Consider the following 15,307-nt stretch of genomic DNA (forward strand, 5'->3'; position numbering starts at 1 on the left):
GGGCCGCATTGCTGCGGCCCGGTCCGAATTTTCAAAGGGGGGTGTTAGTCCCAAAAGCCCTCATCAACGCCTTCCATGCTTTCCAGCTGTTCTTCGTTCAGGCGCGTGACATAGGCATAGGTCTGATCGTCCACAGCCATCAGTTTGACGTCAGCAACAGGGATCATCACGTGTTTGTCGCCGATATCAAGGAAGCCACCGATCTCAGCCACAATGCCTTTGAAATCGCCATTTGGGCTCAGAACAATGTCTTCGATCTCGCCGATTTCATTCAGGTTCTCACGCATTTCGGAAAACGCAAAATCCATCTCCCAGCCTTCGTCATTGGCTTCGTTCAGCGTGTAGATTGCACCGCCGGTGATGTCGCGGGTGCGGATCAGCTTTGGATTTTCATCCAGGTTGGTTTCCGCCTCGGCCACAGTGGTGGTTTCTGCGTCAGCTGCAGCATCGGTCTTCAGCTTCAGCTTTTTGTCGGCATCTGCCATCATATTGGTGTCAGCTTCTACGCCAACGTTGGCTTCGACTTTACCTTCAGTGGTCATGCCAGTCTCGGTGCCCGCCAGCGCGGTGGTCGCGGTCAGAACAGCAGCGAGAGTTGCAGTTTTCGTAAAGAGTTTCATGTCTTGCCTCCTTGCATAAGTTTGTACTTATCCAACCCCAAGGGGGCAAAATTGGTTCCAAGAAACCTACATTTTTTTATCGTAACATTCTGTATTTAAATAAATAACGCCCCCAATGATTGAGGGCGTTAAATAGTTTTCATCATGATGGATCGATCAGGCTGCAGGTTGTTTTCCGACAATCCCCGCGGTCACGCTGTCTGTCAGTTCCATCGCCTCATCGTCATTCAATTGCAGCATTTCAGCCAAGGTGGCCCGGGCCCGGCCAACGCGGCTTTTGATGGTGCCGACGGCGACATCACAGGTTGCGGCAGCCTCTTCATATGAAAACCCACCAGCCCCGACCAGAACCAGCGCTTCGCGTTGGGTGTCCGGCAATTGATTAAAGGCCTGCATGAAATCGCGCATGTTCAACCGCCCGTCGTGGTCCGGTTTTGAGGCCAGCGCAAGCGAGAGCGACCCATCGGCGTCTTCGACCTCGCGCTTGCGTTTGCGGCGTAGGGAATAAAATGTGTTGCGCAGGATCGTGAACAGCCAGGCCCGCATGTTCGATCCGGGCTTGAAACTTTCGATGTTGGTCCAGGCTTTCACAAGGGTGTCTTGCACCAAATCATCTGCCGTGGCGGCATTACGGGTAAGGCTCAAGGCAAAGGCACGCAACGCGCCCAAATGCTCTGTCAGTTCATCGCGCGGATCAACTGTCATTGGAAGATACCTTTTTTCGGTTTTCTTCGGCGGCGCGCAGATCGGCCAACAGGTCGGTAAACCGGTCTGGCAGCGGTTCCTCTGCCATACCTTCGAACGCTTTCTTCAGATTGCGGTCGATTTCATCAGCGACGCGGTCTTTCGCTGGGGTGCGCTTTTCACTCGACATTTTTTCACTTTGCCCAATTAATCTCGGAACCATAACGCATCAGTCGGCGTATAGTTCCTACGAACTGAAAAATTTTTTGGAGTTAGCGCATGAGCAACCCTTCCTCTGCTGACATGAGCACGCTGATCGGAGCGAGCTTACCTTATCTGCGTCGATATGCGCGGGCACTGACCGGGCAGCAGGATACCGGCGACAAATACGCCGCTGCGACACTTGAGGCCATTATCAGCGACCCGTCGCTATTCGCCTCGGACATGACACCCAAAGTGTCCTTGTTCCGCGCCTTCCACGCGATCTGGAGCACGTCCGGCATGCCGGTCAACGCTGCAGGCGAAACCGGGCTCGCTGCGCGCGCGCAAGCGCACATGGCCCGTTTGACGGAAAACACACGCGAAGCCTTGTTGCTGAACACGATCGAGGGATTTTCCTTTGATGAGGTGGCACGGGTCATGCAAATCAACGCGACGGAGGCGGAACAGTTGGTCGAGACAGCTTTGAAAGAAATGAACGAGGCCGTCGCCGGCAAAGTCATGATCATCGAAGATGAAGCGGTGATTGCGATGGACCTTGAAAGTATTGTGGCCGATATGGGCCATCAGGTCACGGGTGTTGCCCGCACTGAAACCGGCGCGATGGACTTGGCGCGCAAGGAACTGCCGGATCTCATTCTTTCGGACATTCAGCTTGCGGATAATTCAAGCGGCACGGATGCCGTTGGGCGCATTTTGAAAGAACATGGCAATATCCCAACGATCTTCATCACGGCCTTCCCAGAACGTCTGCTGACCGGCGATGGGCTGGAGCCAACGTTTCTAATTTCCAAGCCTTACACCGAAGATCAGGTGCGCTCTGCCGTCAGCCAGGCGATGTTCTTTGCGTCGGCCGAAGCGGTCAGTCTCTGACAAAATCGCAGTCTTTATCTGGCTCAGAAGACCACAGCAAACCGGCCTATTGCAGGCCGGTTTGCGCATTTCTGCGGGCTGATTTCAAACTTTGAAAAAAATGTGCGCTTTGTGGGAACCAAAACCACAAGTGCGCGTTTTCCAATGGATGAAAGACAGAATTTGACAGCGCCCAGCGGCGCAAAGGGGGGGAATATGAAAGGGTATCAAAACGCAACACGCGCGATCTCAAAGCGGTTCCTTCCTGAGTTGAAACAGTTTCACGGTCGTATCATGGAAGCAATTTTGTCGGCGGTTTCGGGTAATTACCTCGTGCCGAAAACGCCAGCAAAACTGCCTGTCATGGTGCCGATAGGGCAGGCCCCGACAGGGGTCTGCCCGAAAGGTCGATCCTCGCAACAATGCGTGAGTCACCGATAGTGCGATAAAGAGTATCTCTAGACCTAGGGAATGTGTGCTTGGCCCGGTGGGACTTCCGCCGGGCCACTTTCTTTGTTTTCTGGATGGCGACCAGGCGCCCGTGCTCGAACGTCCGGCGCGCGGCAAAGTTCCCAGAATTAATCCCCAAATTTTCGGAACGCTGCCGCTGTTGTTGGTGTTGTGCCTGTGAAGCCACGTGGGCAGCCGCGCTGGGATCATGCAGGACCCGTATCTGCAATACGCCGCCGCTGCCCCTTAGTTGAAAGGACGAGTTATGACACAGCCATTAAACGTTGTTCCCTCCACCAAAGAAATTTCTTCAGGTGTACGCCAACCGGAAACGATTGCGAGCGGTCTGGGGCAGGTTCTGGCAGATACCTATCGCCTGACTTTCAAAACCCATGCCTTCCATTGGAATGTTGAAGGGCCGCTGTTTTATGCCATCCACAATCTGACCGAAGGGCAATACGAAGATATGTTCGCGGCCGCCGACGTCTTGGCCGAGCGGATGCGCGCCATTGGCCAGATTGCGCCGATGACCATGGCTGAGATCGTGAGCAATTCCGTGATCGAGGACGACAACACCGCCCCCTCTGCAGGTGAAATGTGTGAAATCCTGGCCGCCGATCACGAACGTGTCGCTCATCGTCTGCACGCGCTGATCAAGATCGCCGGGGATCAAAACGACCCAGTGACCGAGGATCTGGCCACTGCGCGCTCTGCTTTCCATGAACAGGCCGCTTGGATGCTGCGCTCTATGGCCGCGAAGTAATTCCGGCGACGGATCAGTTTTTGTTTTTTTGTGTAACGAGTGAACAGAGTCCCAAGCCCCGGTCCATTGGACCGGGGTTTTTTGTTTGGCATCAGACTGCCCCAGAAGGGCGAAAAGCAAAAAGGGGCCGTGTGGCCCCTTTGGTTGTCTGCGGATGTTGAAAGTGATCAGGCTTTGCTTTTTGCCGGGCGTGGACCGATCACCAGCCAGATGACAAAGCCAATCACCGGCAACAGAAGGACGAGGATTGTCCAAATGACTTTACGGGTGGTCGATGCGGTTGAGCCAACAATCGAAACGATGGCCCAGACATTCAGCACCAGTACAAAAAAACCGCCAATTCCTGCGACGTCCATGGTCGTCTCCATTCGTTTGTTCCTTAAGAGATCAACACGGATGCGGGGGGTTTTGTTCCCTTGCGCGCGTGGCCCTGCGATGCCCAACGGAGTCGTTTTGATGGAACATATCCCTGCTCTAGCGGGTTTACCCCACATCACATGACCTACAGAAGGATCGAAAAGATGGCACAACCAGACCGAAGCGAACACGTGACGACCACCACCACCACCACAGGTGGCGCGGGCATGGGCGTAATCATCGGTGCCTTGGTCGTTGTCGTGGCTATCCTGGCATACTTCGTATTCGCCGGGGGGACCGATACAGCGTCAGACAGCGTAACAGTCACCGTCGAAGGTGCAGGCGAAGCCGTAGAAGGCGCAGCTGAGGCTGTCGAAGGCGCTGCAGAGGGCAACTAATTCACCTGTCTTCGCCCAGCGAACAATGTGGCGAAATTCTCTGGCCCCGTTTGAAAAAGCGGGGCCTTTTCGTGCCGGCAGGCTGCGCGCAGAAAGCCTGGTGGGAACTTTATGCACCCACGGGGGTTGTCTCTTTACAGTGAAATGATCAACGCATCATGAAAGGAAAAACCATGCTACGTGCATTTGTGATTATGTTTGCTCTGATGGGCGTCACCGCTTGTGAAACCATCGAAGGGTTTGGCCAAGACGTCGAGAATACAGGTGAAGCCATTCAAGCTGGCGCAAACTGATCCTCTGCGTGGTATGACCAATGACCTTTGACGGCGCACCTTATGGGGGCGCCGTTTTTCATTGCGCATTTGACGCGGCCCGAAAGGAAATGCGCCACAAGCCTGCGTGTTGCTTGATCATTGCAAAGACCTCGCGATATCATTGCGATAACTTGCAAAGGAATTCATTTCGTGACCACAGACGCACACCGCTCGCTCACCCTGCGCGATGTCTCCGAAGCCTCCGGCGTATCTGAAATGACTGTCAGTCGCGTATTGCGCAACCGGGGCGATGTCTCTGAAGCGACGCGGCAAAAGGTTCTGCAGGCCGCGAAAGAACTGGGCTATGTCCCCAACAAGATCGCGGGGGCCTTGGCCAGCCAGCGGGTCAACCTGGTGGCGGTGATCATTCCGTCTTTGTCCAACATGGTCTTTCCCGAGGTTCTCAGCGGCATCAGCGAAGTGCTGGAAAGCACGGATCTGCAACCGGTGGTCGGTGTCACCGACTATATGCCGGAAAAAGAAGAAAAGGTGCTTTATGAAATGCTCTCATGGCGCCCGTCCGGGGTGATCATTGCGGGGCTGGAGCATACGGATGCCGCCCGCGCCATGCTGCGCGCTGCGGGTATTCCGGTGGTTGAGATCATGGATGTCGACGGACGCCCGGTGGATGCGGCTGTTGGTATTTCCCATCGCCGCGCCGGGCGCGAGATGGCGAACGCTATTCTGAAGGCAGGATATCGCAGAATTGGCTTCCTTGGCACCAAGATGCCGCTAGATCACCGTGCGCGCAAACGCTTTGAAGGGTTCACCGAGGCTCTTGCCAAGGGCGGGGTTCAGGTCGAAGACCAAGAATTCTATTCCGGCGGCTCCGCGCTCGCCAAGGGGCGCGAGATGACAGAAGCGATGCTGGCACGCTCGCCGGATCTGGATTTCCTTTATTATTCAAACGATATGATAGGCGCGGGCGGTCTGCTGTATCTGCTGGATCAGGGCATTGATGTGCCCGGCCAGATCGGATTGGCGGGCTTTAACGGGGTTGAGTTGTTGCAAGGGTTGCCGCGCAAACTGGCCAGCATGGATGCCTGCCGCCGTGAATCCGGCCGCCGCGCCGCCGAAATTATCACCGCGCGGGTGAACAACGAAGACGTCGAGAGTTTCGTTGAGCTTTCCCCAACCATCGCCTTTGGGGATACGCTTAAGCGCCGCTAGGAAGGCTTTGTAATCATAATACGAGACCGATTCTTCCAAGCGTCACTAATAACTTCTATATGGCCCAGATGTGCTAAAGTATTAACTTGTGACTCAAATTTCTTCTGCCGAATATCTAATATGATTCTGCCGCCTGGAACGACATTTTCTTCGAAGAATTCCAGGTAACTGTCGACCGGAAAGTGAAACCCGCAAGCCAAAAGGCTTACAGCCAAATCAATATCTCCGGCTGAACAGACATCAGTTTCCAAAGGATTGAGTGAGGTTACCTTTACATTTCCTGCACCATTTTTGGCCAGAAATTGTTCTGCACGTTGCAGGCTGGAGTATGCTGCGCCTTCCTTGGAGAACCCAAAATGCCGATGATCGTTCTCTTCAACGTCAATTAGGAATAAATTCGAATTGAAGGCACGGGCACAAAGCAATGAGAAAAACCCGTATCCACATCCAACATCCGCTACCGACTTGGGAACCCAACCGTTAAGGGAGCTTAGTATTACTTCAAATTCTTCGGAAATATCTGCAAATGCGCGTTCGGCGAGTAAGGAGCCTTTTTCAGAGACAACCTTGAGCAGCCCCGTTTCATCACCCTCTGACCATGCTTTGACGAGCTTACCGGCTTTTGACACATCATGCATAACCTCGCTGCGTTGTAATATGATGTTTAAGTAGTCCCGGTCGTCAAAAACTGAGCTGTCAATTTCTGGTTTTTTCATTCCTGTTCCTCTTGTGGTTTTCACGACGGGATTTGCCCCGGCTCTTTCTATCGGGAATGCGTCGTTTTTGATTATTTGGCAATCTGTTTCCTTGATGAACGTTTCATCCTCTGCAAACAATATTTTTTTCCTGTCGTCAAACTCTCAACTTTTGAAGGCAAGGGGGCAAGGGGGCAAGGGATTGTTCTCGGCGAGCGCTTTCCTTCGGAAAAATGGGAGCCTGCTTGCCTTCGATCTCATGTTTCAATAGCGGTTGATCCATAGACGATCCGCGACGAGGGATGTTATTATGCTTCTCTTCAAGGCCTAGTTTCATTCTACGCGCCCAAAAAGTATACACCGCGTGTGTGAAATTTGAATTTTTCAGCGGGATCAAATCTACTAATAATTAGGTGGTTTCGATGCTTTAAGGAGACAGGATAACATGAAAAAACTGGTTCCGCGCTTTTGATTTCTCCAGTTTTCTGCAGAGCCCACGTCATAGCAGAGTGCCACATGGACGCATTATAAAAAACGACCTTTTTGAACCAGTTAAAAACCCATCTGGGCCCACAAGATCACGGAGTGAGCGTTGAATGTCTTGCGCCTCGTCGCTCGTGTCAGCCCTATTTGAACAACTTGGCGGCATCGGACACCAGTTGTGTGCGCCAACGGCGGATTTGCTTAGGTTCAACATTATTGTTTTTCGCCAATTCGCGGATCGTGCTGTCCCCCTTCAGGGCTTCTATGGCGATCATCGCCCGAAAGCGTGGATCTTCGGAACTGCCAGAAAGCTTCAATTGCCGTGGCGCAATTGGCGCAGCATCAGCGTTTACCTCATGTTGAGTTAACAGCCGATCAAGGAAGGAGCCGCGCCGCGGTCTACCGCCCGCAAATTCGCTCACTCGTGGCTTAAGGCGTCGCGCCCAAAGGTGAATGGCGCGTGTGTCCGGCGTTAGATTTTCTTCGGGGTTAAACCGGCTCAGAATCATGTGATTGCGATGTTTGAAGCTGACGGGATAAAACACCTCTTTGGGTTCGGTATATTTGATTTCCCCAGATTGCTGCAGGAACCAGGTGACAGCGGCAGGGCCGGTGAAGCCCCAGTTTTGCTCTGTCATATGCACTGGGGTGCCGGCATCGCGCTGTTCTTCCAGCTCCGCGATCTGATGGGGTTTCAGCCAAGGGCCAATGGCATAGGGGTCTTTGAAAAATTCCATCAACCCCTTCAGCGTGCGGCTGGTTTTCGGAAGGCCAAGCACGGCGTTGCACACCAGCCCCTCCTTCTCCCAGCCGAAAACCGACTGTCGCGTAAAGGTAAAGGGCTGGTAGCAAAGGACATCCGCATCCACCCAGATTTTCTGGGTCTGCTTCAGCAAATTAAGCCGCCAAAGATCGGCATGGATCGCCGGGCTGCCTGTGATGGCATGGCGAAACATCGGCTCTGCCGGGAAGATTTCGGCCGCATCGCCGACATCAACGCCGGGCGGCACATTGGCGATGGGTTCATAGCTATAGAGCGTGATGTGATGCCCGTGGTCGGCAAAAGATTTCAGGCAAAGCTGCTCAAGCCACGACAATTCCTTGCCAATCCAGAGGCTTGCGATTTCAGGTAGCTTTGCCATGCTCTGCTCTTTTTCTTAATTGGAAACAGTTTACGCGCACTGTTTCCACTTGTCTTGCGTTAATGTGCGGTGGTGTCCTGACGCGCCACCGTAAAGAAGAAGTCCGGATCCTGATCGCCAAATGCGACCTCGTCCGGGATGACGCTGGGACCGGCGAGGAACACATTGGCCCCGAAATTGGGCAACATCCGTGACAGGCGTTGCATGCGCGGGCCTGTCAGCTCGTCAAAAAAGGCGGCGTAGTTGTCTGTGGCTTTCAGCGCATCAATCTTGGCGCGGTGCGCCGTGACGCAGCGCGCGTGCATTGCAGCGATATCCGGATCGGCCAAGAGCGTGTCCATCTCGCGCTGCAGCGCCGGCAGCATGCGCTGAATGGACCTGTCTTCCTCAACGTTGAAATTCATGCGGAACCAATAGGCCAGCCCCTGATCGCGATCGACGTGGTTGACGCGGCCGCGGTCGCGTTTGACCAGAAAGCTTTCAGCGGAGCGCACCGCATAGTGATTAAGGCACACCAGATCGTAACCCACGGTGCTTTGCGTGCTGCGCCAGGCATTGCGATAAAATTCTTTGGGCATCGCCGCGCCTGATCCATTGACCCAATGAATTTGCTCCCACAGTTGCGGGTTCAGGCCCTTGGGCCGATGCACGCCAAGTTTTTTGAACAGGCCGATATTGCGAAACAGGGTCTTGAACCCCCAGGCCTGATGCGGCTTGCGGGCCATCTCTGGCGCGCAGCGCGTGTAGTCTGCGATGATTGGCCGGTCCGCAAAATCATGGATGTCGGAATTGCCAAACAGTCGCCAGGTCAGCGAAATCATGTTGGCATTGGGGACCGCGTCAAACAGAGCTTTCAGCGTGCCGTCGCCGGTTTTTATATTGATGAATTCATCGACATCCATGCAGATCACCCAATCTGCAGATTTGATGATCTCTTCGTTTTCTCCGGCCTGCAAAGCCGCGTGTTGCGGCTTTAGACCTGTGGATTTGAACGGGTTATCGCGGTGTTGCACAATACCCTTGTCCTGCAAAAGCGCGTGAAACGCATCTGTGCCGTCGGTGCAATCATTGGTGTAGACCAGAAAATTATCGACCCCGATGGCCCGGTGATAGGCGATCCATTCCAAAATAAACGGACCTTCGTTTTTCATCGTGGTGATGATCGTGACCGAGTTGCGGGCCCGGTTCACTTTCGGTGCCTTCATTTCGGGCATACGCACAGGTTTATGCCCAAATGTGTCCTGTGCCAGCGCCAGCAAGGCGTCATGTTCAATCAGCGCTGTTTTGGGCACGATTTTTGACACCGAATCCACCGGATGGCGCAGCCCCATAAAGCGCCAGAAGGGGATAGGCGATTGGCGGCTGGAGGGGGTTCCGGTGATGCGGACATAGCGCCAGGTGGCACCGGGCCCGGCCACTGCGGGGGCGACACACCAGCGTTTGCGTTGGTTGGTGCTGTCAAAGGGCTGGCAGATATGATCAGCAAAATGCGCGTCCTCCCCTTTGCGCACGCGCCAGGGGTAAACGTGTTGTCCGATCAGAGGGACAAAGCCGCCAGGGTCATTCTGCGCGGTGTCAAACACAGTGTCGCCCCTCTGCGGTTGCAAGAGGTCCGATATTTCAAGAAAGGCGACGGCCCGCGCGCGATCTAGAAACCTGTGGCGCAATATTTCAAACAGGCTGAGCTGGCCCAGCGGGGCCTGCCACGGGGCAGGGGCGGGCACTTTCATCCGATCTTTGCCGGGCGCGTCGGGCGCACAGAACGGGTGGTGTTCTGCTGGCAGGTCGGCGCGTCCGAGCGGCGCGTCAAATTGCACAACTGTGACGGTTTTCAGCCCCTTTATCTGAGCGACCGTTTTGCGCAGAGTGTTCAGGTAGGCGCTGTTGCCCTCGGGTTTGGCGCGATCCACGATCAGCGCGGCGGTTGCGCCGTGATTTTCGACATGCCATCGCAGCCAGTCGCCGGTGATGCCCGCGCTTTCGCCGTTGCGGATGCCCAAAAGCGTATTTTGATCTTCAAACAGCCCAAGCTCCGGCGCGCTGAGCGCGATTTTGGCGCGGCCTGCATCTGTCTTGAGGATCATGGGATCACCCGCACGCACCGTCAGCACCAAAGCGCCCCCGATGGTTTGGCGCGCGACAACTTTGCTGCCCACGCCCGCTTTTGCGCCGCTGACGGGAGGGCCACTGGCAAAGAAAACCCGCGCGTGTTCAGCCCCTGACACGGCATCCAAAAGGAGGCTGTCGCCAACCATCTGATGACAGATGGTGCGGGTCTGAAAGGCGGCTGTCATATGCCTGTGTACCTGCGGCCTGCTTTACGTGGGCTTAATCACCACTGTTTGATTGGGCCTGATGGTACCATGAAATCAGACGCTTCTGCAAATCCGCAGGCAGGGTGACACTGCTGCCGGCGGTCAAGATCTGTGTCATCAGCTTTTGATTGTCTGGCTCTGCAATCAGGGTTTCAAATTTCGCCCGATGATGTGCCACTGCAGCCTCGTGCAGGGATTGGAGGCCGGGAATTTTCAGAAGGTCCTGCAGCACCGCTTCTGTTGCGGGGCGCATGGCGTCAATGGACCGGTCTTCTGTCTGATTGAAGTTGCGATCAACCCAATAGGCAAGATCAATGCTCTTTTTGCGATTGGGCAGACCGCGCGCGCGCTTAAGCAGGAACGCCATGGCCGAGCGGATAGCATAGTGATTGAGCTCGGCAAGGCCGCGTCCGGCGGGCATCCCATATAGCGAAATGCGCGCCGGGTTTTTCGCAAAGCTTTCGGGCAGGAATGCCCCGCCTCCGTCCACAAAGATCGGCCGCCGGGCCTTGGACAGGTCTTTCTGTTTGGGCCGGTGGACGCCCAGCATGTTGAAGGGCCCTGCCGGGCGAAACAGCGTTTTGCAAAGGCTTGCGGCAATCGGGTATTGCGCGTCGGGGGCAATGGCGCGGGTGAATTGCTGCGTAACAGGGGCATCGGCCAGATCAACGATATCGTTGTGACCAAAGAGGCGCCATTGCAGCGCAATTGCGTCTGCCTCGGGGGAGACAGCGGCGATCAGATCCTGGAATCGATGTGACCCGGTTTTGACATTGATGAATTCATCGCAATCCGCGACCCAGATCCAATCTGCCTTTTTGCACAAAGGGTGTTTCCAGGCCGCTTTCAGCGCTTGCCACTGCACAGATTGGCCACTGGTCTTTTCTTGCGGGACATGGCGCACCACATCGGCGCGTTGCAATATTTTCAGAATGTCATCTGTGCCGTCGCTGCAGTCGTTGGAATAGACCAGAAAGTCTGTCACCCCGGCCGCTTTGTGGTGGGCAATCCACTCCAGCAGATAGGGGCCTTCGTCCCGAACGGATGTCACGCATGTCAGTTTCAAGACTGGGGTGCCTCTTTTTGCGCCACCCTAACATGTCATGGCGGCTTGGCCATGGGCAATGTTGTGAGCGGCGCAAGAGGTCGCGGGTCTTAGTTTGCGGTCAGGCAGCTTTCGGTTGCTTCTGCGAGATCGTGCAGCAGACCCAGATAAAGTGTCGCGCCGATGGCATGGCGGCTCCCAAGCGGGTCAAGCGTGGCGCTTACTGTGCCTTTGGGCGCGACAGAGCGTAGCACCGCGTCGCTCAGCTGCGGTTCGGAAAAGATACAGGTGATCTGATGCTCTTCAATCTCGTGCTGGATGGCGGCCAGACGCGCGGCGCTGGGCGGTACCGCGTCTGAGACCTGCAGCGCCCCCGCAGAGGTCAGCCCAAAGCTGTGTTCGAAATATTGGAAAGCGTCGTGCGTGACGATGAACTCTGTGCCGCTCAGCGGGGCAAGGCGGGTCTGCAATTCTTCGGTCAGGGCTGCGATTTCGCTGGCCCCAACTTTGGCATTGGTCATGTAAAGTTCGGCGTTCTGGGGATCAATTTCGGCCAATTGCGCGGCGATTTCGATCATCCAAGCTTGCGCGTTTTCAGGCGACAGCCATGCATGTGGGTCTTCGGCGCCGTGGTTGTGGCCGTCATCCTGGCCATGGGCATCTTCGTGACTCTCATGCGCCTCTTCGTGGTCATGGTCGTGATGCGCATCTGTGTCGTGATCATCCTCATGGTGATCGCCGTGCTCTTGATCGTGGTGCGTATCGTGATCGTCATGATCGCCGTGATCGTCATCGCCCGAAGCGAACACGGCATCTGTGCGCGTTGGCAGCACTTCGGTCACATCCAGATGCAGCAATTCGATCTGGCGCGCATTCTGGGCCAAGGTCTCCAGCGGATGTTCCAGCCAAGGGGTGAGCGCCTCGCCCATCCAGATCACCAGATCCGCCGACTGCAGATTTCGCGCATCGGACGGGCGCATTGCATAATCATGCGGCGACAAACCGGGCGGCAGCAACAGATCGGGTGTACCCACGCCTTGCATGACCCGCGCTGTCAGCGCATGCACCGGGGCAATGTCGGTGGTGACTTTGGGGGCATCCGCAAGGGCGGGGGCTGACAGCAGGCAACTCAGGGCGAGGGCGTGTTTGAACATCGGGCATCCATGATATGTTATAACAGTTTGAAGTCCTCTAACTGAAATGTTATTCTGTATCAAGTCTTGATTTGGGGAGCAGTAAATTGGGTGTACACGGATTTGAGCGCCATGATCATGCGCGCTGCGTGGGGTCGGCGCTGGATACGGCAGAGCGGTTTTGCGCCGAAAACAAACTCAAGCTCACACCAGCCCGGCGCCGGGTGCTCGAAATTTTGCTGAGCGAACACAAGGCTATGGGGGCCTACGACATTTTGGCCATTCTGGCCGCTGAAGGCGTCGGCAGCCAGCCGCCTGTGGTCTACCGCGCCTTGGATTTTCTGGTTGGCCATGGGTTTGTGCACAAGATTGAGCGGCTCAACTCCTATATTGCCTGCGCCCACCCGGGGGCGACGCATTCACCGGCATTCATGATTTGCCGGGCGTGCCACCATGTGGTCGAAACGCCTGCGCAGGTGTCCAGTGGCCTAGATGGCGCGGCCGCGGATATCGGTTTTGCCATTGAGGCGAGGGTGGTTGAGGCAGAGGGGCTATGCCCCAATTGCCAGTCGCCCGACGCTGTGGCGCGCTGATCATGAGCCTAGTTGAAACGCAGGATATGTCGATCCGCATCGGCGGCCACGTGGCGCTGCGCAATGTGGATTTTGCGATTGATGCGGGCGAAATCGTCACCGTTGTCGGCCCCAACGGGTCCGGTAAATCCAGCTTGCTGCGCGCCATTGTCGGCGCGCTGAAACCCCATTCAGGAACGGTCAAACGGCAAGCGGGTCTTCGGATCGGCTATGTGCCGCAAAAACTTCAGATAGATGAAACGCTTCCGATTACCGTGCAGCGTTTCCTTGACCTCCCCGGGCGACGCGGCCGCGCGGCAAAGCACCAGGCGCTGCGGCGTGTCGGCGCAGAGGAGTTGTTCGAACGCCAGATGTTTGCTCTGTCCGGCGGGCAGTTTCAGCGTGTGCTGTTGGCGCGCGCGCTGCTCGACAACCCGCAGCTCTTAATCTTGGACGAACCGACAACCGGCCTGGATCAGCCCGGATCTGCGGCGCTTTATCGCTTGATCGAAGAGATCCGCCGCGAGCTCAACGCCGCGGTCCTGATGGTGTCCCATGAACTCCATGTGGTCATGAGCTCCAGCGACCGGGTGATCTGCCTGAATGGACATGTCTGCTGCCATGGCACGCCAGATATCGTCGCCTCTGCCCCGGAATATCGCGCGCTCTTTGGCACCGGCACACATGGCGCGCTGGCGCTATACCGCCATGACCATGACCACACCCATGAGCACGAAAACCACGAAGGGTGCACCCATGCTTGACGATTTTTTGGTGCGCGCGGTGCTGGCCGGCATTGGCGTTGCGATTGCTGCTGCGCCCTTGGGATGTTTCGTTGTCTGGCGCAAGATGGCCTATTTCGGCGACGCCACCAGCCACGCAGCCATTTTGGGAGTGGCGCTGTCGCTTGCGTTTTCACTGCCGCTGGTCTCGGGCACCTTGGCGGTGGCCTTGATCATGGCTTTGGTGGTCACTTCGCTGTCGGGCAAGGGATTTGCCATGGATACGTTACTGGGCGTCATGGCCCACTCGGCTTTGGCCGCCGGGCTGGTGGCCACCAGTTTTATCTCTGACGTACGCATAGATCTGATGGCCTATCTGTTTGGTGACATTCTGGCAGTGGCCCATGCGGATCTTGCGGTGATCTGGATTGGCGCGGCGCTGGTGACAGCCGTGATGGCCTTTCGCTGGTCGCCGCTGCTGACGGCAACCTTGAATGCGGATCTGGCCCATGCCAGCGGCATTGACCCGAAACGCGAGCAATTGGTTCTGACGCTTTGCCTGGCCGTGGTTGTGGCCGTGGCGATCAAAGTTGTCGGCGTTTTGCTGATTGTGGCGATGTTGATCATCCCGGCCGCCGCGGCCCGGCCCTTAGCGCGTAATCCGGAATCTATGGCAGTGGGCGCGGCGCTGATCGGCGCGCTTTCCGCCTTTTTGGGGCTGCGGATGAGCTATGTCTATGACACGCCGACCGGCCCCAGTATTGTCTGCGCTGCAGCGGGGTTTTTTATTCTGGGTCTGATGCTGGGGCGGTTTCGCGTGCGAGCGCATTAGCGGTCCAGGCCGATAGCGCCTCAGCCGTTGGCGGCACGAGTTCGGCCGTGCCGCCGCAAAATTCCTGAAAAGCCTCCAGATTCAGTGCGTTCACACCACAGACAACCGGAATGTCCAGCGTCATGGCCTGGGCAATCATGGGGCGAAAGCCGCGGCCTCCAGCTTCGTGTTTGCCAAATTTGTTGAGCACCAAAAGCGCGGTGTCGCCGGACAGGCGCGTTTCCACCTCGCGCACCGCCTGCTCCAGCGCGGCTGGATCAAGCCGGCAGCCCTTTGCGTCCCGTCCGAGAAATTGCGATATGCGGATGGTCGGCCCATCGGGCAGCACCTGCACATCCATATCACAAAGCGCGCAATCCTCGCGATCGCTGTTAACCTGCACCACCCCCGCCAGCTTTGCACCTTTGGCAATCTCAGCCATGGCGAATGTGTAAAGGATCTGATCCAGATCCCCTTTGCCTTCGGTCATTGTGTAGGCGATTTTCATATTTGCGTCCTTTGTCCTGACGCAGATATAGGCAGGCGCGCGCGGAATGTCAGC

Annotated in this window: 18 protein-coding genes; 8 read left to right on the plus strand and 10 right to left on the minus strand. The window is 56.1% G+C overall.

The genetic code is table 11. The features are described 5' to 3' along the window. Positions 1 to 44: 44 nt before the first annotated feature. From N6L24_RS06165 to N6L24_RS06175, 3 genes are all read right to left on the minus strand, one after another. Entirely contained in the window at positions 45 to 620 is a 576-nt protein-coding gene (locus N6L24_RS06165) for a PRC-barrel domain-containing protein (protein WP_334312315.1), read from the minus strand. A gap of 156 nt (positions 621 to 776) precedes the next feature. Then, positions 777 to 1,325 carry an RNA polymerase sigma factor gene (locus tag N6L24_RS06170; RefSeq protein ID WP_271843786.1) on the minus strand — a complete coding sequence of 183 codons (549 nt, stop codon included), beginning with the start codon at positions 1,323 to 1,325 and terminating at the stop codon, positions 777 to 779. Continuing rightward, entirely contained in the window at positions 1,315 to 1,494 is a 180-nt protein-coding gene (locus N6L24_RS06175) for a NepR family anti-sigma factor (RefSeq protein WP_271843787.1), read from the minus strand. The genes N6L24_RS06170 and N6L24_RS06175 overlap by 11 nt, the downstream gene beginning before the upstream one ends. Positions 1,495 to 1,583: 89 nt before the next feature. Between N6L24_RS06175 and N6L24_RS06180 the strand changes: the two genes are divergently transcribed. Both N6L24_RS06180 and N6L24_RS06185 read left to right on the plus strand, forming a co-directional pair. Beyond that, complete coding sequence (locus N6L24_RS06180; protein ID WP_271843788.1) at positions 1,584 to 2,396, plus strand: response regulator; 813 nt, start codon at positions 1,584 to 1,586, stop codon at positions 2,394 to 2,396. A gap of 694 nt (positions 2,397 to 3,090) precedes the next feature. Continuing rightward, the gene (locus N6L24_RS06185) at positions 3,091 to 3,588 is read left to right on the plus strand and encodes a Dps family protein (RefSeq protein WP_271843789.1); all 498 of its coding nucleotides are present in this window, start codon (positions 3,091 to 3,093) and stop codon (positions 3,586 to 3,588) included. Between the two features lie 167 nt (positions 3,589 to 3,755). On the opposite strand, the gene N6L24_RS06190 is transcribed toward N6L24_RS06185, so the two are convergent. Continuing rightward, positions 3,756 to 3,944 (minus strand): PLD nuclease N-terminal domain-containing protein, encoded by a 189-nt coding sequence (locus tag N6L24_RS06190; protein WP_271843972.1) that lies wholly within the window; start codon positions 3,942 to 3,944, stop codon positions 3,756 to 3,758. Positions 3,945 to 4,109: 165 nt separating this feature from the next. Between N6L24_RS06190 and N6L24_RS06195 the strand changes: the two genes are divergently transcribed. The 3 genes from N6L24_RS06195 to N6L24_RS06205 all read left to right on the plus strand — a co-directional run bounded on the left by N6L24_RS06195 (position 4,110) and on the right by N6L24_RS06205 (position 5,827). Further along, complete coding sequence (locus N6L24_RS06195) at positions 4,110 to 4,343, plus strand: hypothetical protein (protein WP_271843790.1); 234 nt, start codon at positions 4,110 to 4,112, stop codon at positions 4,341 to 4,343. A gap of 173 nt (positions 4,344 to 4,516) precedes the next feature. Next, on the plus strand, positions 4,517 to 4,636 hold the full coding sequence (locus N6L24_RS06200; protein ID WP_271843791.1) for an entericidin A/B family lipoprotein: 120 nt from the start codon (positions 4,517 to 4,519) through the stop codon (positions 4,634 to 4,636). Positions 4,637 to 4,807: 171 nt separating this feature from the next. Further along, positions 4,808 to 5,827 carry a LacI family DNA-binding transcriptional regulator gene (locus N6L24_RS06205; RefSeq protein WP_271843792.1) on the plus strand — a complete coding sequence of 340 codons (1,020 nt, stop codon included), beginning with the start codon at positions 4,808 to 4,810 and terminating at the stop codon, positions 5,825 to 5,827. Here N6L24_RS06205 and N6L24_RS06210 read toward each other — a convergent pair. The 5 genes from N6L24_RS06210 to N6L24_RS06230 all read right to left on the minus strand — a co-directional run bounded on the left by N6L24_RS06210 (position 5,824) and on the right by N6L24_RS06230 (position 12,661). Further along, the gene (locus N6L24_RS06210; RefSeq protein WP_271843793.1) at positions 5,824 to 6,663 is read right to left on the minus strand and encodes a class I SAM-dependent methyltransferase; all 840 of its coding nucleotides are present in this window, start codon (positions 6,661 to 6,663) and stop codon (positions 5,824 to 5,826) included. The genes N6L24_RS06205 and N6L24_RS06210 overlap by 4 nt on opposite strands. Before the next feature lie 485 nt (positions 6,664 to 7,148). Beyond that, a complete protein-coding gene (locus N6L24_RS06215; RefSeq protein WP_271843794.1) occupies positions 7,149 to 8,147 on the minus strand; it encodes a hypothetical protein in 999 nt (332 codons plus the stop codon). Positions 8,148 to 8,206: 59 nt separating this feature from the next. Next, positions 8,207 to 10,441, minus strand: a complete 2,235-nt coding sequence (locus tag N6L24_RS06220) for a glycosyltransferase family 2 protein (RefSeq protein WP_271843795.1) — start codon at positions 10,439 to 10,441, stop codon at positions 8,207 to 8,209. Positions 10,442 to 10,475: 34 nt separating this feature from the next. Continuing rightward, positions 10,476 to 11,528 carry a glycosyltransferase family 2 protein gene (locus tag N6L24_RS06225; protein WP_271843796.1) on the minus strand — a complete coding sequence of 351 codons (1,053 nt, stop codon included), beginning with the start codon at positions 11,526 to 11,528 and terminating at the stop codon, positions 10,476 to 10,478. 89 nt (positions 11,529 to 11,617) lie between these two features. Beyond that, positions 11,618 to 12,661, minus strand: a complete 1,044-nt coding sequence (locus N6L24_RS06230) for a zinc ABC transporter substrate-binding protein (RefSeq protein WP_271843797.1) — start codon at positions 12,659 to 12,661, stop codon at positions 11,618 to 11,620. A gap of 86 nt (positions 12,662 to 12,747) precedes the next feature. Between N6L24_RS06230 and N6L24_RS06235 the strand changes: the two genes are divergently transcribed. Genes N6L24_RS06235 through N6L24_RS06245 form a run of 3 tightly spaced genes read left to right on the plus strand, consistent with a single transcriptional unit; the run spans position 12,748 to position 14,766 of the window. Continuing rightward, entirely contained in the window at positions 12,748 to 13,233 is a 486-nt protein-coding gene (locus N6L24_RS06235) for a transcriptional repressor (protein ID WP_271843798.1), read from the plus strand. Positions 13,234 to 13,235: 2 nt separating this feature from the next. Then, positions 13,236 to 13,976 (plus strand): metal ABC transporter ATP-binding protein, encoded by a 741-nt coding sequence (locus N6L24_RS06240; protein ID WP_271843799.1) that lies wholly within the window; start codon positions 13,236 to 13,238, stop codon positions 13,974 to 13,976. Continuing rightward, positions 13,969 to 14,766, plus strand: coding sequence for an iron chelate uptake ABC transporter family permease subunit (locus N6L24_RS06245; RefSeq protein WP_271843800.1), 798 nt, complete (start codon positions 13,969 to 13,971; stop codon positions 14,764 to 14,766). Before N6L24_RS06240 ends, N6L24_RS06245 begins: the two co-directional genes overlap by 8 nt. Here the strand turns inward: N6L24_RS06245 and N6L24_RS06250 are convergent. Then, positions 14,720 to 15,253, minus strand: coding sequence for a DUF2478 domain-containing protein (locus N6L24_RS06250; protein ID WP_271843801.1), 534 nt, complete (start codon positions 15,251 to 15,253; stop codon positions 14,720 to 14,722). The two genes, N6L24_RS06245 and N6L24_RS06250, sit on opposite strands and share 47 nt — an antisense overlap. Between the last annotated feature and the right edge of the window lie 54 nt (positions 15,254 to 15,307).

Source organism: Cognatishimia sp. SS12 (genome assembly GCF_028369055.1).
Lineage (GTDB): Bacteria > Pseudomonadota > Alphaproteobacteria > Rhodobacterales > Rhodobacteraceae > Cognatishimia.

Bases quoted from the DNA above. Each gene is read 5' to 3' on its own strand.
- N6L24_RS06250 (WP_271843801.1), bottom strand. From the start codon at position 15,253: ATGAAAATCGCCTACACAATGACCGAAGGCAAAGGGGATCTGGATCAG.
- N6L24_RS06230 (WP_271843797.1), bottom strand. From the start codon at position 12,661: ATGTTCAAACACGCCCTCGCCCTGAGTTGCCTGCTGTCAGCCCCCGCC.
- N6L24_RS06200 (WP_271843791.1), top strand. From the start codon at position 4,517: ATGCTACGTGCATTTGTGATTATGTTTGCTCTGATGGGCGTCACCGCT.
- N6L24_RS06240 (WP_271843799.1), top strand. From the start codon at position 13,236: ATGAGCCTAGTTGAAACGCAGGATATGTCGATCCGCATCGGCGGCCAC.
- N6L24_RS06185 (WP_271843789.1), top strand. From the start codon at position 3,091: ATGACACAGCCATTAAACGTTGTTCCCTCCACCAAAGAAATTTCTTCA.
- N6L24_RS06165 (WP_334312315.1), bottom strand. From the start codon at position 620: ATGAAACTCTTTACGAAAACTGCAACTCTCGCTGCTGTTCTGACCGCG.
- N6L24_RS06215 (WP_271843794.1), bottom strand. From the start codon at position 8,147: ATGGCAAAGCTACCTGAAATCGCAAGCCTCTGGATTGGCAAGGAATTG.
- N6L24_RS06170 (WP_271843786.1), bottom strand. From the start codon at position 1,325: ATGACAGTTGATCCGCGCGATGAACTGACAGAGCATTTGGGCGCGTTG.
- N6L24_RS06195 (WP_271843790.1), top strand. From the start codon at position 4,110: ATGGCACAACCAGACCGAAGCGAACACGTGACGACCACCACCACCACC.
- N6L24_RS06190 (WP_271843972.1), bottom strand. From the start codon at position 3,944: ATGGACGTCGCAGGAATTGGCGGTTTTTTTGTACTGGTGCTGAATGTC.
- N6L24_RS06175 (WP_271843787.1), bottom strand. From the start codon at position 1,494: ATGTCGAGTGAAAAGCGCACCCCAGCGAAAGACCGCGTCGCTGATGAA.
- N6L24_RS06180 (WP_271843788.1), top strand. From the start codon at position 1,584: ATGAGCAACCCTTCCTCTGCTGACATGAGCACGCTGATCGGAGCGAGC.
- N6L24_RS06245 (WP_271843800.1), top strand. From the start codon at position 13,969: ATGCTTGACGATTTTTTGGTGCGCGCGGTGCTGGCCGGCATTGGCGTT.
- N6L24_RS06220 (WP_271843795.1), bottom strand. From the start codon at position 10,441: ATGACAGCCGCCTTTCAGACCCGCACCATCTGTCATCAGATGGTTGGC.